The 14,480-nt window shown below is 46.9% G+C and carries 15 protein-coding genes; 6 read left to right on the top strand and 9 right to left on the bottom strand.

The genetic code is table 11. The annotated features are described in order from the left end of the window. Positions 1-577 precede the first annotated feature (577 nt). Positions 578-1,369: a GBS Bsp-like repeat-containing protein gene (locus tag GC101_RS26655; RefSeq protein ID WP_343049831.1), complete on the top strand. Its 792-nt coding sequence runs from the start codon at positions 578-580 to the stop codon at positions 1,367-1,369. Positions 1,370-1,866: 497 nt separating this feature from the next. On the opposite strand, the gene GC101_RS26650 is transcribed toward GC101_RS26655, so the two are convergent. The 4 genes from GC101_RS26650 to GC101_RS26635 form a co-directional block, all read right to left on the bottom strand. After that, on the bottom strand, positions 1,867-2,316 hold the full coding sequence (locus GC101_RS26650) for a hypothetical protein (RefSeq protein ID WP_171719785.1): 450 nt from the start codon (positions 2,314-2,316) through the stop codon (positions 1,867-1,869). 439 nt (positions 2,317-2,755) lie between these two features. Next, a complete protein-coding gene (locus GC101_RS26645; RefSeq protein WP_246354527.1) occupies positions 2,756-3,166 on the bottom strand; it encodes a DUF4279 domain-containing protein in 411 nt (136 codons plus the stop codon). 254 nt (positions 3,167-3,420) lie between these two features. After that, positions 3,421-3,798, bottom strand: a complete 378-nt coding sequence (locus tag GC101_RS26640) for a hypothetical protein (protein ID WP_171719783.1) — start codon at positions 3,796-3,798, stop codon at positions 3,421-3,423. Positions 3,799-4,150: 352 nt separating this feature from the next. Then, positions 4,151-4,735 (bottom strand): hypothetical protein, encoded by a 585-nt coding sequence (locus GC101_RS26635; protein WP_171719782.1) that lies wholly within the window; start codon positions 4,733-4,735, stop codon positions 4,151-4,153. 150 nt (positions 4,736-4,885) lie between these two features. Between GC101_RS26635 and GC101_RS26630 the strand changes: the two genes are divergently transcribed. After that, a complete protein-coding gene (locus GC101_RS26630) occupies positions 4,886-5,818 on the top strand; it encodes a serine hydrolase domain-containing protein (RefSeq protein ID WP_171719781.1) in 933 nt (310 codons plus the stop codon). A 763-nt stretch (positions 5,819-6,581) separates the two neighbouring features. Here GC101_RS26630 and GC101_RS26625 read toward each other — a convergent pair. From GC101_RS26625 to GC101_RS26615, 3 genes are read right to left on the bottom strand one after another with little or no spacing between them, the layout of a single operon-like run. Further along, positions 6,582-7,235: a YcnI family copper-binding membrane protein gene (locus GC101_RS26625; protein ID WP_171719780.1), complete on the bottom strand. Its 654-nt coding sequence runs from the start codon at positions 7,233-7,235 to the stop codon at positions 6,582-6,584. Positions 7,236-7,284: 49 nt separating this feature from the next. Continuing rightward, positions 7,285-7,950, bottom strand: coding sequence for a response regulator (locus GC101_RS26620; RefSeq protein ID WP_039297122.1), 666 nt, complete (start codon positions 7,948-7,950; stop codon positions 7,285-7,287). Then, positions 7,919-8,926 carry a sensor histidine kinase gene (locus GC101_RS26615; protein WP_171719779.1) on the bottom strand — a complete coding sequence of 336 codons (1,008 nt, stop codon included), beginning with the start codon at positions 8,924-8,926 and terminating at the stop codon, positions 7,919-7,921. The genes GC101_RS26620 and GC101_RS26615 overlap by 32 nt, the downstream gene beginning before the upstream one ends. Before the next feature lie 104 nt (positions 8,927-9,030). Here GC101_RS26615 and GC101_RS26610 point away from each other — a divergent pair, with 104 nt between their 5' ends. From GC101_RS26610 to GC101_RS26595, 4 genes are all read left to right on the top strand, one after another. Beyond that, on the top strand, positions 9,031-9,726 hold the full coding sequence (locus GC101_RS26610) for a response regulator transcription factor (protein WP_171719778.1): 696 nt from the start codon (positions 9,031-9,033) through the stop codon (positions 9,724-9,726). After that, entirely contained in the window at positions 9,719-10,816 is a 1,098-nt protein-coding gene (locus tag GC101_RS26605) for a sensor histidine kinase (RefSeq protein WP_171719777.1), read from the top strand. The genes GC101_RS26610 and GC101_RS26605 overlap by 8 nt, the downstream gene beginning before the upstream one ends. Before the next feature lie 89 nt (positions 10,817-10,905). Next, positions 10,906-11,763 (top strand): M15 family metallopeptidase, encoded by an 858-nt coding sequence (locus GC101_RS26600; protein WP_171719776.1) that lies wholly within the window; start codon positions 10,906-10,908, stop codon positions 11,761-11,763. 47 nt (positions 11,764-11,810) lie between these two features. Further along, positions 11,811-12,419, top strand: a complete 609-nt coding sequence (locus tag GC101_RS26595; RefSeq protein WP_171719775.1) for a VanZ family protein — start codon at positions 11,811-11,813, stop codon at positions 12,417-12,419. Between the two features lie 39 nt (positions 12,420-12,458). Here the strand turns inward: GC101_RS26595 and GC101_RS26590 are convergent, their stop codons facing one another. Beyond that, positions 12,459-13,481: a hypothetical protein gene (locus GC101_RS26590; protein ID WP_171719774.1), complete on the bottom strand. Its 1,023-nt coding sequence runs from the start codon at positions 13,479-13,481 to the stop codon at positions 12,459-12,461. A gap of 19 nt (positions 13,482-13,500) precedes the next feature. After that, entirely contained in the window at positions 13,501-14,424 is a 924-nt protein-coding gene (gene cysK, locus GC101_RS26585; RefSeq protein ID WP_171719773.1) for a cysteine synthase A, read from the bottom strand. Positions 14,425-14,480 lie beyond the last annotated feature (56 nt).

Genomic DNA, 14,480 nt, shown 5'->3' with positions numbered 1-14,480 from the left:
CCAGCCCCCCCACTAGTTTGGGCATTGCTCAAGCTTGCATTTAAAAATAGCATCAAGATAATTAAACATGCGACCCTATGTTTCACTATTTTCTTCCCCTTCTTATATGTAGTGGCATATATTCTTAGAAAAACGCCATATCTTATGAAAACCATAACTCCCTCAACAATCATAAGTTACCATTTCATCTTTTGATACGGTGATATTTTGTCGAGTGAATGGTTATTTTGTCGAATAAAACTAATAATAGTCAAATTACGAAAAAGCATCGAAAGAATTGTAGATATTTCGGATAACAAGCATGGTGCCCCCTAAAGATCGGATGAAATTCTATAAAAATATCGAACCAAATTAGAGGCAAAATCATGAATGACACCACTATCCTCCGTGTTTATTGGCATGGAGCAAGTACAAAAGAAAACGCGGGTTACTGAGGTTATTACAAGCAGAACAATCACCCAAAGAGCATATACAGAAATAAATTTTAAGTATATACTCCTTTAAGATTCACACTTGGGGGGGGGGGGACTTTATCATTGTATAAAGATAGATTTCTTTTTTATACTAAAACCATTTTATTTTTATTCAGCATATTGTTTTTTTTGTTGTAGCACCAGAAATATCCTATGCAATCCAATATAATTATTCGAATTCAGACGGTAGGTTAAATAGTGTAGTAAATGATAACGGATCAATAATCATTTATTCCTACGATAAAAATGGAAACCTCATTTCTAAAAATCTCATCAAGAAACCTGCTGTCCAAGCACCAACTGAAGCAAATCTGCTAGATGGCTCCTATGTTGTCTATGCCTATGGTATTAAAAAGGATGCACTAAATGTCACTTTCCCAACCTGGACAGATTATAATGCAAGTGATGATTTGGCTTATCCATGGGTCGCCGGTGAAAAAGTATCTGATGGCATTTGGAAAGCTGTTGTTCCTTTCAATAAACACAATAACGAAACCGGACTTTACTATAATGATGTATGGGTCGATGGGGTTTATTTTGGGGGAAGTCATACGCTTGTTAAGAGAAATAATGTACAGATCCCTGTGAAAGTGAATTTTAAAGATGGCTCATATGAGGTCATTGTTGAAGGCATTCGTGATGATGTCTCTAAAGTGACTTTCTATACATGGACTGAAGCCAGCGGGCAAGATGATCTCAAGCAGAGTAATGGGCAAAAAATTTCTGCCGGTGTGTGGAAAGTTTCCATTCCACTTAGTGAACATAATTATGAAACTGGCATTTATACGACTCATATTTATACAACTGACTTGCACGGAAATAGTACCGGTATTGGTGTCCAGACTGAGGTTATTAAGTCTGTCCAAGCTCCGGCTGAAGCAAAATCTCCTAGATGATTCCTCTGTTGTATAATGGAAGTGACAATTGGGCTTATTTATCGGTGTCTGCAAGGCGCACGGGAATTGCATAATCAAGAGCCTTGCGACGATTCTTCAGATTAATTTCTTAAGTACCAAGAGCGCATGTAGGTAAGAAAGTCTATACAATATGTACGAGAAATGTTCGATACGGACCTGGGAAGAGGACGCATACTATTACACAAGTAATTATTGGTGTTAAACGCCGGATATTAATCTAATGTACTCGGCATCGTTTATTTAGAATAGTATTATAAGTTAATATTTCCCTCTTTCTTTTCCCATCGCATTTCATGTATGTTTATATGTTATTGGACTTAATGTATTCTCATAAATCTGAGACATTTCAATAACTCTTTCAGTAGTATTTCTAAACTCTCCGTTTGCACGTTCTCTGCTCTTTTCTAAGATGCTCAAATACCAATTTTGAAAAAAACCATGATGCTCTCTTCCAAATTACAACCTTAATCAATTCCTTACATCAATTGTTCACAGCTTATTTGTTCCACTTGTAAATTCTTTAAAACAGGCAAAACACGTTCCAAATACCAACTAAAATCAGTAATATCTATATCATCTTTTGCATTAATTTTCTTTCTAGCAATTGATAAACTAAACATCATTTGATTTGTATTAAAGATAAGCAACTCACATCCAACTTCAGAATCTACCCGCATTAACTCAATTCCAATAATCTCTTTTTGATCCTGCTTTTTTTTCAAGATATTGAAAAGGCTATCTCTATCAAGTACACTAGATGTCCAATTATAATCGTCATCATCACCCAAAGGCAGTATAGTAATCTCCCCATTACTTTTTACGTATGTCCAACCTTCATTTTCAAAATTCTGAAAAAAATCCGGTAGCGATAAGCTTTCACGACTATGATTGCTTAAACTTATATTTATAGAGGCTGAGATTGACATGAATCCCCTATCCTTTCGCGTTTCTCGATCGCATTTTTGTTTATTTTCGAATGATAAAACACATTATCATGACTGTTGAAATACTCTTTATATCTTCTATAAAAATGGTGTTTCATTATTGAAAATATTCTATAAGCTTATCATCATCAACAGTCTTAATAGACTCGAAATACTTCTGCTCATATAACTTCTTCACAACAAATTCTATTGCTTCTTTAGTTACTTCCTTTACTATAATCAAATTAGGTTCGACTAAGTAATACCCGTAACTCTCTGACTCCAATTCAAAATCTTGTTTAAGACGCACGATATCATAAACCTTTATATTAAATAATCGTTCAATATCTTAACATAAACATCATTTCGATAACCTTTGTTATACGCCTCAAATTCTGCAAGTTCCGTGTCCTCCAAATAAAACACCCTAATACTATTCGTACTAGTCATCCTCTTCAACCCCACCAAAGGAAAGAATATGTATATTAAGCCCTAATCCTAAAATCGATATTTTCTTCATCATTTCAGTCGTAAGCTGCAAGCCCATTTGACCATAATCCGATCTCAAGTAACAATCAATTCCAACATCTTTATAAAGACCTGTTAACTCATTAATTTCTTTAAAGTTGGGAGTTAGATCATTCAGTAAAAGCTGTAGTGCTTCTTCCGGTTCAACTTCTTCAGATATTATTACTTCATATCGCCAAATATCAAAGGGAGCCTGAGTCACTGCTTCTTTTCTGATGGCCTGCCCCTTCTTCAGGATTGAAGTTGGTCTAATCGCTAACCTTCCAGTAATGTCATCAAAATCTATAGCTTCATTACGAATTATGAAAGAACAACTACCGTTCATCTTCAAAATAAGGAACTCCTTTTAAAATCCGATAATTCCCCATAATCTCTATAGAGATCATTTTATTGCTTCTTAAAGACCCATTGATTCCGGATAAACTGTTCATGAATTAGGTTATTTCTGGAGCCTCGATATATAAAAATTCATTCTCTTCTACAAAGCTAAAAACTAACTCTAACAAATTGTCCATATCATCACAACTACCCTGAAAAATGTTTTCTAAAAAATAAACAGACATTTCATTTCATCTCGCCTTATTCAGCATTTAAAATCTCATCATTAACTTTCTTAATTTCTGCCAACATCTTATTCATTCTATCCATGTCAAAAGCACCTGTTCTTTTACCTGATAGAAAATAAAGTTTCATCCAATAAGCATCATCCTCTGCAAAGGCCTCAATAGCTTTCCGGATATTATCCTCCGTTAGGCTTCTTACAATAATATCTGGGGGAGACGGTGGCACATAATCAAGCCCTTCCTTGTCCATATACCAATAATAATTTTGGGGTGTAGCCACAACCATTGTGTATGTAACACCATCCTCTAGCTCTATGAAGACATCAATATTGTCGTTTTCTATATTTTCTATACTTGAAAGATAAGTTGGAAATGTGATATTAACTATTTTCATAATGAACCTCCTACTTAAATATTCAGCATGTGCTTGCATTATCTTTCAATTCGGTATTATCATTAGACTTTTCTCCTCATTTTTACAGCATCAAGCATCATAATCTTATGTATGTAATGGAATGAATTAGCAGCTGCTTCATTCTTAATAAGTTATATTTTTTTCTTTACTGTCCAAAGTCAATTCTATATACTCCTCGTACCAATCTATACGGTGCGCTTTTATTAGTGAGAGTGCTTCATTTAAAACACTCCCTTTAAGCCAGATTAGCTTTTCAAAGTTGATTCTCCTTCCATAAAGTATACTGACATTTGATTTCCCCCCGCCATATAACTTCTTCATCACTATGTGGTCATGCTAGAATAATTCTATCCCAAATACCAGCAGCTACCCGCGTGTAATCCAAAAGATTACGCTCACCTGCACCCTCTTCGGTTCCAAAAACCCATCTCGCCACATTATGACTATCAAGATGCATCTTATGAAAATCCTCATCGTAGTCCACAACCACCTCGACACCTAAAGCAGAAACAAGTAAATTATTCACCATTTCAGAAGATAACAATAGGTTCGAAATTTCATCATAGATAGGACGAGTAACATCGTTAAGCGTATCGCTGTCTAAGTAATCTATGTATTTTGTATCTAGAGACACTCCTGTTTCATAGATGGTACCGGTCTTACTTAACATCAGCACAAACTTATTGGACTGGACTTCACCAAATATTAGTATAATTCGGCCTTTCTCAAGAAGCGCGAGGACTTCTGCTATCTCAACATCATGCGGGTGGTTTATTAAATCGTTGAACTCCCAATTTCCGATAGATTCAATCTGATTAATATTAGCGTTATACCCTCTTTCTTGAACGACTTCGAATAGCCAGCTTAAATCAATTATGCTTTTGGTAAAAGTGATCACATTGAAGTTCGCAGCCATATATCTACCTCCACAATCGTCTACAAATCATCGAGTCTTTTTAGTTATGAACTTCATAACAATATCACTTACAGTATAATACATATCCAGCTATAGTAAGACTAAGCAAATTCAAATACTCTAACCTTTCCATCTGACGGAGGCGGAACAATGAACACTGTACTATTAGACGAATTGGTAGCATTGGTGAACAAGCAGAATCTGCGCGTTTTGAATGTGGTGGTCAGACAGAACGGTGAGCTGATGGCCAGGCATGATTTCGAGAAAGAACAGCCTCACTTATTATATTCTGCAAGCAAAACCTTTACTTCCATGGCTGTCGGGATTGCCGCTCATGAGGGTTACTTCAGACTTAATGACCTTGTAATAGATTTCTTTCCTGATTATTTACATACCGGTACTGGCGATACTGAATTTCTGAAAAGGATCACGATCCATGATTTGCTCTGTATGGGGGCCGGGCATGCGGAATGTCCGGTGAATAAAGCGGATTGGAGAAGCGGGCAGAAGTGGGATATTGCTGAGCTGTTTTTTGAGGAGCCGGTTGTCTTTGAGCCTGGGACTCATTTTACCTATGATAATTCAGCCACCTATATGCTCTCCAGAATCATTAGCAGCGCTACCGGAACTAACCTGGACGACTATCTGTATGAGAAAATATTCCACCCGCTTGATATTCCCAAGCCGAAGTGGGACAGATGTCCATTGGGATTCCCCCAAGGGTTCTCGGGATTACACTTAACCGCAGAGCATTTATCCAGATTCGGACAGCTGCTCCTGAATAAAGGCGCGTGGAACGGACAACAGCTCATTCCATCCGGTTATGTGGAACAAGCAACTTCCGTCCAGATAAAGACCGATGATTTCACTCCTGACTTTGCAACCGCAGATTATCAGCAGGGCTATGGATATCAGCTATGGATGAACTCTTATCCTAACTCATACCGGCTCGACGGATTGTACGGGCAATATGTTATCGTCATTCCGGATAAGAACGCAGTAGTTACCTATGTATCCGATGAACGGGATAATATGACTGCGATCATTGAGCTGACCTGGAATACATTAGTGGATAAGCTCTAAGACTCCATGTGGAAATTCGTGGAATACACCCGGAATAGGTTTCAATAACTTATCCGTAAAGATTATTCTCACTTGACCTGTCATTTAGCAGCCGCTTCGCTCATAGAACCGCCGCACCCGGATAACAGATGGATTAATAACACTTATTGCTCCCGGCTCTGGTGCTTCAGCAAGAACAGTTGGATTTATGGCACTTAATTCTGCCCCTACACCGGATATTGCCCGTTCCTGCAAAATTAAGTGTTGTTTATCCAACTACGCCCGGTATGTTAGGGAATTTCCCGGAATTAAGTGTTGTTTTTCCAACTGTTGTTCCCAACCGGCGTGCGTGAGCGTCCATAGATAAAGTTAGTTTACAAAAGCGCTGGGCACCAGTCAGCGGGAGTGCAACCGATCATCGCATAAGCACATCAGCACATCCTGACACCCCACATCCCAGGATTCTACGCATTCCCACATCCCCCATTCCAGCACCCTACACATTCCCATATCCCTAGCATTCCCACATCCCACCCACATCCCTGCACCCTACGCATTCCCACATCCCTAGCATCCCAGCATACTACGCATCCCCACATCCCAGCTTCCCCCCAAACCACAAAGAACCCCGCGCCTGATGATGACACTCACCTCAAGCACGGGATTTCCTATTCGCCAGAACAGCCAATTGGGCCAGTCTAACAGATATGCTTACTATATTCCTCGTACAAATACCTGCTTCAATCCTCTTACCTGAACTTCAGGCAGTAGCCCGGTTCCAGCCCTACTCCTTCTTCCCCCGCAGCAAAGCAATCGCCGCCAGCAGGAAGGACAGCAGCGAGATGCCGAGCGCAATGTACAGCATCGGTGACACGCTGGAGCTGTTCCCCTCTTCCTCCATAATCGCTTCATGCTCGTCCATGGTCATGGTGCCGTTATCCGCCATGTCCATGGAGCCGTGGGAGTGGGTGCCTCCGCCGGAGGCTTCGGCGATCGCCGTGATGGAATGCGGGGATTCCGAGCCTTCTTCGCCGGACCACTGCACCACGCTGCCGTCGGCATAATGCTGGTAGGCATTCCAGGCGATATCGCCTGCGGCGGCCGGGTTCTGGACGGTGAAGTAGAAGCGCTGGAACTGTCCGGCCTGAATGCCGTCTCCGTTCGCGATCCAGCTGACCTTGTCGCCATCCACCGTTACGTCCCAGCCGGGAGCAGCCTCATATTGCTTGAATGCAGCTCCTGCCGGAATGCGCAGATCTACCTGCACCGTAGCTATATCTTTCTCAGATGGTACTTTGAGCGTGTAAGTCTCCCAGGCACCTGCACTCGATTGTGCAGGGCTGACGGTTACATGCGCACTGGCTACGGCTGCGAATACCATTAATGCCGCGGCCGCTGGTACGGCCAGGGCTGCTATTTTGCGGAAAAGTCTGTTCAATTCGATCTCCCCTTCTCTCATATGTAATCCCATTATCATTCTGTAAGCTCTATCTTTTCCCCGGAAAATCCCGCTCCCGCGAAGCCAGTCCCTGCTCCATGGCATACCGGGTGAGCTGCGTGCGGTTCTGAAGCTGGAGCTTCTGGAGAATGTTCTTGAGGTGATTCTTGACGGTGTGCTCAGAGATCCCGAGCGTGGCCGCAATCTCCTTATTCGTTGACCCGGAAGATACACAGCCCAGTATTTCCTTCTCCCGCGCCGTTAATGCCTCCCGCTCCTCCTTGACGGAGGTCACGGCGAACTCTTTCAGAATCTGAAAAGCCAGCTCCCGGCTCAGCGGAACCTCCTCACTTACGATTGCCAGCAAATACTCAATCCAGGTAGACGGAGCCAGATTCTTCAGGAGATACCCCTGAGCCCCCTGCTTGAGCGCTTCGAACAGATAGGAGATTTCATCCGATACGGTGACGATGACAATCTTCACATACGGATATTCCAGCTTAATGCGCCGGGTAGTCTCCAGGCCGTCCATTCCCGGCATCTCGATGTCAATCAGAATCAGGTCCGGCATCCATTGCCCCGTCCAGACGATCGCCTCCGCCCCGCTCGCAACAGCGCCGATCACTTCGAACCGTTCATCCAGCGCCACAATTTCACTCATGGCTTCACGCGCATGCGCATGGTCATCTACGATCAGCACCCGGCAGCGTTCCATCCGTCGTCCCCCCTTTCGCAATCTCTACCACTGTTCCGGCAGAACCGGATTGTAAGTTAAGCTTCCAGCCCATGCTGCGTGCCCGTTCTCTCATAATCTGCAGACCGTAGCTCCCGCTCACTGCAAAAGGATCCGCATGCACAAATCCGGCACCGTTATCGGTAACAGCCACGTTCCAATTCAGCCTATCGCCTTGGCCGGAGACGGATACTTTACCTGCACGCGTATGCTTGCGTACGTTAATAATGGCTTCGCGGATGCAGGACAACAGCTCAGCCTGTTCGGCTGCCGTTAGCGCCTGCTCGTCCAGATGCCAGTCCAGCGACACCTCAATCATCACTTCACCGGCAATTCCGGCAAGCTGCTCTTGAATGGAACGCTCCAGGGAGAAGCTCTCTTTACCGCTGACCGGCACCTTCAGATTGGCAATGGCCTGGCGCACATAACGGTTGACTTCGTGAACTGTTTTCTTGATCTGGTCTACACTCTCTGCACTGATCTCACCGTCTTTGCGGTTCTGTTCCAGGCGGTCAATCCGCACGGAGAGCAGAAACAGCGACTGTGCCATCCCGTCATGCAGCTCCTTGGCCAGCAGCTCACGCGCTTCCATCGCCGTAGTTGCCGCCCGCTCCCGTTCCAGCTCCCGCTGGCTCCGTTCAAGCATCCGGAAGAGCGGCAGCAGCAGAATAATACTGAACAGAAAGACAAGCACCGGCGTTAAATAGTTTCCCATGTCCATGGAGATGTACTGCATCAGGAACTGATGCCGCACAAACTCCCAGATGCCGACCATAAGTGTTGGAATCAGCAGGATGAGCACTTTAATTCGGGTATACGTCGCTGTCGCCTCCCTAATACTGAAGATAACTTTATCATTACCGGGACTTCCCCGGCATGACTCTTTCGGGCTATGCCCGGCAATAAATGTTACAAATATAAGTATTTTAAAAATAATCTTATCTCGTCCGGACTCCATACTTACACTAATAGCAGGTCGCGAAACCATATCCGATAGGGTACACTAGGAACAAAGCACAATCAAGTATGATTTCATGCTGACTATACAGGAGAGACATTGAAATGAAACGTATTACGATTCTTATCGCCGATGATGATGCGGATATTGCCGAGCTGATCGGACTGCATCTCGAGAAAGAGGGCTATCACCCCATCAAGGTTACAAGCGGCATAGCGGCTGTGCAGGCGGTCCAATCCCAGCATATTGATCTAGCCGTATTGGATATTATGATGCCCGGCATGGACGGGTATGAGGTGACCCGGCAGATCCGGGAGAAGCACGGGCTGCCGATTATTTTTTTGAGCGCGAAGACTTCGGATCTGGATAAAATCACCGGACTTGTCATCGGCGCCGACGATTATATGACCAAGCCGTTCAACCCTATGGAGCTGGTCGCCAGAGTGAATGCGCAGCTTCGCCGGTCCACGCAGCTGAATCAGCCGGTTACGGAGCACAAGGCAGTGCTGGAAACGGGAGGTCTGATCATTGATCCGGACCGCCGGTCGGTCACGCTATACGGACAATCGGTTGAGCTGACGCCGAAGGAGTTCGATATCCTCTATCTGCTTGCCAGCTATCCCAAGAAGGTGTTCAGTGCAGAGCATCTCTTCCGGCAGGTCTGGGGCGAAGCTTATTATGAAGGCGGGAACACAGTCATGGTTCATATCCGCACCCTGCGGAAGAAGCTTGGCGAAGAACAGACCAAAAACACGTGGATCAAAACGATCTGGGGGGTAGGGTACACATTCAATGGCTAATCTGTTCCGCAGCTTCCGCTTCAAAATGATCTCACTGCTCGTTCTGAGCATGATCTGTTCCGGCGCCATTACTTTTGCCCTCTATAAAGGTCTGCAAATGTACTATACCTCACAGGTTAAGCTGGAGGACCCGCTGGCCCGCTTCCGCTGGATGATCGCCAATTTCGGCGACCTCAATTTCTTCCTGATCTTCTTCATCCCGCTGGCTCTGCTGTTCTTCTTCCTGTTCACCAAGCCGTATGCCCGTTATTTCAAAGAGATCTCCCACCATATCCGCCTTCTGGCGAACGGGGATTTCAAGAGCCGCATCAGCATCACTTCCAGCGATGAATTCGAGGATATTGCCGCCGATTTGAATCTGGCCAAGGATAAGCTGCAGCAGGCGGTAGAACGCGGGGATTTCGCCGAGAACAGCAAGGACAAGCTAGTGCTCAATCTGGCCCATGATCTGCGGACACCGCTGACCTCCGTGCTGGGATATCTGGATCTGGTGCTGAAAGACGGGCAGTTAAGCGCCGATCAGGTTAAGCATTATACATCGATTGCCTACACCAAATCGCAGCGGCTTGAGAAGCTGATTGATGAGCTGTTTGAGATTACCCGGATGAATTACGGCATGCTGACCGTCCAGAAGCTTCCGCTTGATCTAAGCGAGCTGCTCGTCCAGCTGAACGAAGAGCTGTATCCTGTGCTGGAGAACAACGGGCTGACTGCCCGCCTTGCGCTGGCTCCGCAGATGAGAATATCCGGGGACGGGGAGCTGCTGGCCCGGGTGTTTGAGAACCTGCTGACCAATGCCGTGCGTTATGGCAAAGACGGCCAGTATGTCGATATCCGCTGCAACCCGGAGGGGGAGAACGCGCTCGTCCAGGTGATCAACTATGGGGATAGCATCCCCGGGGAGGAGCTGCCCTTTCTCTTCGATATGTTCTATACCGGCGACCGGGCACGGACCCATCAGGAAGGCAGTACCGGACTGGGCCTGTTCATTGCCAAAAATATCGTCGAGCAGCACCACGGCACGATCTCTGTCCAGAGTGACACGATCCGCACTCTCTTTGAGGTGCGGCTGCCGGGTCTGCTCAAGTAGAAATTTAAGAAAAACTTTATCTTTACCCCACTTCTTTTTAAATTCACTCCCCTATTCTTATGGACATAGAGTCCTAGGAGGAAGATGAAATGAAGAAGTGGGTTTTTTGGGTTGTTCTTGCCGGTTTGCTTGGATTGGAGTGGGTACACCAAGGCGGAGGAGCTGTTGTTCCCGGACAGGACATCCCAATCGTTCAAGTCCTTACGGACCACGGCTCCAAGAATCTGACGGTTATCCCTAAGAGCAGGGTTCAGCAGGGCAATCTGCTGCTCGTCAACAAAGAATACCCTGTACATAAAGCGGGAGTCAGTAAAGATATTGTGAATCTGTCTGAGCATCAGGAGCTGACCGAGGGCTATGGTCTGCTGGACAACAAGACGATGCTCTCCGAGCAGGTAGCGGAGCAATTCTCGATTATGATAGGAGCTGCAGCCGGGCAGGGTGTCCAGAATTTCCTGATCAGCAGCGGATACCGGAACAACCCGGAGCAGAAGCAGCTCTATGAGGAGAAGGGAGCCGAATATGCCCTTCCACCCGGCCATAGCGAGCATAATCTGGGCTTATCACTTGATATCGGCTCCTCGCAGATGGCGATGAGCCAGGCTCCGGAAGGGCAATGGCTTCGTGACAACGCCTGGGATTACGGATTTATCCTGCGCTATCCTGAAGATAAGACGGATATTACCGGCATCCAGTATGAGCCTTGGCATTTCCGTTATGTCGGCCTGCCGCACAGCGTCATTATGCGGGATAAGCATTTCACTCTGGAAGAATACCTGGATTATCTGAAGCAGCAGGAGACGATTACCGCTACCGTTAACGATACAGAATATCAGATTTCCTATATAGCGGTCTCTGGAAATACTCCGGTTCCTACCCCTGAAGGCCGGCATGTGGAGTTCTCGGGCAATAATATCGACGGCGTTATTATGACGGTATATCCATAAGAGCCAAGCCATATAACAATATAATCTAGAGAAGGCGGTGATGCAGAATGAATCCGGCACACAAACTGAGAGTATACGGGTTGCAGGCACTTTTCGCCGTATACATCTATGTACTATTCAAAATCATCTTATTCAAGTTTGGTTCGATTAACTTCAGCTTTCTCTGGCAGCAGCTGCAGAAGAGCCCGGATAATATTGCCGGCAGTCTGCGCACAGGAAACTTTGTTCCACTCGCTACCCTGACCAATACGTATCATCATCTGACAGCTACTACCCTGGTTAATTTCGCGGGAAATATCGCCTTGTTTATCCCTTATGGCATATTCCTTGTGCTATTGTCCCCGAACGGGAAAGGCGGCGGCTCTTTCACTGGTGTCCTGCTGCGTTCTTTGGCGTTAAGTGCAGTGCTTGAATGTTCGCAGGCGGTATTCTACATCGGAACCTTTGATGTGGACGATCTCATTCTGAATACCTTCGGCGGGCTGCTGGGGTATATCCTGTTCCGGCCAGTGATCAAGGCATTTAAGCCAAGCGGAAAAAGCGGTGCCGCCAATAAGGACGACCCCGCACCAGCGGATAATAGAAGGATCATCTATGATACGAAGTCTAATCCTCCTGTTATAACCGGCAAAGGCTCCTCTGTCACCAAAAGGTGACGGGGAGCCTTTGTCATCGTTAAGGATTTATATCCCGCCTTATATCGGAGAAGTGTACCGGCCGTACTGGATCTCCAGTTCTTTGAAGGCATTGCCTTGCTGCAGCAGGAAAAAGGAGTTCACACCCTCCGCTCCCCACCAGTTCAGGCCAAGCAATAATCCGTCTGCCGACTGTGCAGCAAACAATAACGAGAACATCTCCGGCCGCATCTCCCCGCCGTCATCGACACGCCAGACCGAATATTCATCGTTATCAATAACCGCAGGATAATCCATGAAGCTGAGCTTACCGTCTTCATTCAGGACAATACTGAACAGCATATCCTTATCCTGTCTTGTGAACTGGACCAGATACAGCTCCCTATTCAGGGCCAGATCAGCCAGCTTCCAGGCGGACTGAATCTCCCGGTGCTTAACGGCAGCTATGCTCTTGCGCACGGGATCTCCGGCGGCAAGCTGTAGAGCAGCCGGGTCAGCCGGTTGAAGCTCCAGCAAGGCAGCCGGCGGGAAGAGGGCGGAATCAGCCAGATAATAGGTTTCATCCGGTTTCGCAGCGCCACCCTCTACCGTATAGACAAATCCGGCCAGATTAGCGAAATTATTCGCCAGCTCCCGTCCATTGCTGTTCTCACTCCCCGCTTGCCGCTTCCCGAACTTCACAGCCAGTACCTGGCCTCCGTTGCCGATAGCGGTATTCAGGGATTCCATCTGCTCCCCGCTCCCGTCTTCCTGCGAGGTCACAAGAATATGACTCCCGGTCTCGTCGGCGAAGCCGAAGACAGGCTGCAGCTTGGCGGGATCAAGGAATGCCGCCAGGGTAGGCGACTCGTCACCTTCGGCGGCTGCAGTAGGGTCCGCCGTTTGCGGGACAGCGGTCTGCTGCGGGACAGGCGACGGACTCTGCGCCACAGGTGATGGCATGGCCGGAGATTCTGCACCGCCTGCATTGTCATTACCGTCTGTCCTTGAACACCCGGACAAGGCGAAGACTACTGCTGCCGTAAGAATAATCAATCCGGCTGCTTTCAACCGGTGCCGGGAACTTCTCTTCACGCGATTCATAGGGTCCCCTCCAGTGGAGTTATTCGAATATACCCATACTAAGGTAGCGTTCACCAGTATCGGGAGCAATGCACAACACGCGCTTGCCATGCCCCAGACGCCGGGCTTCCTGCAAGGCTGTCCATACTGCGGCTCCGCCGGAAGGACCAATCAGGATCCCTTCGGTACTGGCCAACCTCCTTACCATATCCAGTGCATCTTCATCGGATACCTGCACAATCTCATTATAAATGCCGGTATTCAGAATCGCCGGCACGAATCCCGGGCTGGTGCCCACCAGCTTATGCGGTCCGGGCTTGCCGCCGGAGAGCACCGGTGACCCTTGCGGCTCCACGACAACCACGCGGAGCTCCGGCAGCTGCTCACGCAGCGCTTCTCCTGTGCCGGTAATCGTGCCGCCAGTTCCGGACGTAGCTACGAATACGTCCAGCCTGCCTTCCATCTGCTCCAGAATTTCCGGAGCGGTGGTAATGCGGTGAATGTCCGGATTCGCCTGATTCTCGAACTGCTGCGGAATGAAGCTCCCGGCAATCTCTTTGCCCAGCTCTACTGCCTTGGCAATTGCGCCCGGCATCCGCTCTGCCGCAGGTGTCAGCACAACCTCCGCTCCGTAGGCCTTCAGGATATTGATCCGTTCCTTCGTCATATTATCCGGCATGATCAGGATTGCCTTATACCCTTTCGCCGCCGCATTCATCGCCAGGCCGATGCCGGTATTGCCGCTCGTCGGCTCGATGATCGTCCCGCCGGGCTGCAGCCGCCCGTCCAGCTCCGCCTGCAGGATCAGATTATATGCGGCCCGGTCCTTAACGCTGCCGCTGGGATTGAACATTTCCAGCTTCACGTACAGCTCCGCATCCTCCGGCCCGGTAATGCGGTTCAAGCGTACAACCGGCGTACCTCCGATCAGCTCTGTAATATTATTGACTACCAGCTTAGTCATATATATACCTCCCCTATTCCTGTCTTAATCTTCATGCACGATGTAACATCCATTGT

The organism is Paenibacillus phytohabitans, assembly GCF_013141775.1.
Lineage (GTDB): Bacteria > Bacillota > Bacilli > Paenibacillales > Paenibacillaceae > Paenibacillus_AQ > Paenibacillus_AQ phytohabitans.
This window is presented reverse-complemented; position numbering and strand designations above follow the sequence as displayed.

What these genes read in the sequence shown, in the direction of transcription:
- GC101_RS26650 (WP_171719785.1), bottom strand. Translation starts at nt 2,316, where the DNA reads ATGTCAATCTCAGCCTCTATAAATATAAGTTTAAGCAATCATAGTCGT.
- GC101_RS26645 (WP_246354527.1), bottom strand. Translation starts at nt 3,166, where the DNA reads ATGAACGGTAGTTGTTCTTTCATAATTCGTAATGAAGCTATAGATTTT.
- GC101_RS26640 (WP_171719783.1), bottom strand. Translation starts at nt 3,798, where the DNA reads ATGAAAATAGTTAATATCACATTTCCAACTTATCTTTCAAGTATAGAA.
- GC101_RS26635 (WP_171719782.1), bottom strand. Translation starts at nt 4,735, where the DNA reads ATGGCTGCGAACTTCAATGTGATCACTTTTACCAAAAGCATAATTGAT.
- GC101_RS26630 (WP_171719781.1), top strand. Translation starts at nt 4,886, where the DNA reads ATGAACACTGTACTATTAGACGAATTGGTAGCATTGGTGAACAAGCAG.
- GC101_RS26620 (WP_039297122.1), bottom strand. Translation starts at nt 7,950, where the DNA reads ATGGAACGCTGCCGGGTGCTGATCGTAGATGACCATGCGCATGCGCGT.
- GC101_RS26615 (WP_171719779.1), bottom strand. Translation starts at nt 8,926, where the DNA reads ATGGAGTCCGGACGAGATAAGATTATTTTTAAAATACTTATATTTGTA.
- GC101_RS26610 (WP_171719778.1), top strand. Translation starts at nt 9,031, where the DNA reads ATGAAACGTATTACGATTCTTATCGCCGATGATGATGCGGATATTGCC.
- GC101_RS26605 (WP_171719777.1), top strand. Translation starts at nt 9,719, where the DNA reads ATGGCTAATCTGTTCCGCAGCTTCCGCTTCAAAATGATCTCACTGCTC.
- GC101_RS26600 (WP_171719776.1), top strand. Translation starts at nt 10,906, where the DNA reads ATGAAGAAGTGGGTTTTTTGGGTTGTTCTTGCCGGTTTGCTTGGATTG.
- GC101_RS26595 (WP_171719775.1), top strand. Translation starts at nt 11,811, where the DNA reads ATGAATCCGGCACACAAACTGAGAGTATACGGGTTGCAGGCACTTTTC.
- GC101_RS26590 (WP_171719774.1), bottom strand. Translation starts at nt 13,481, where the DNA reads ATGAATCGCGTGAAGAGAAGTTCCCGGCACCGGTTGAAAGCAGCCGGA.
- cysK (WP_171719773.1), bottom strand. Translation starts at nt 14,424, where the DNA reads ATGACTAAGCTGGTAGTCAATAATATTACAGAGCTGATCGGAGGTACG.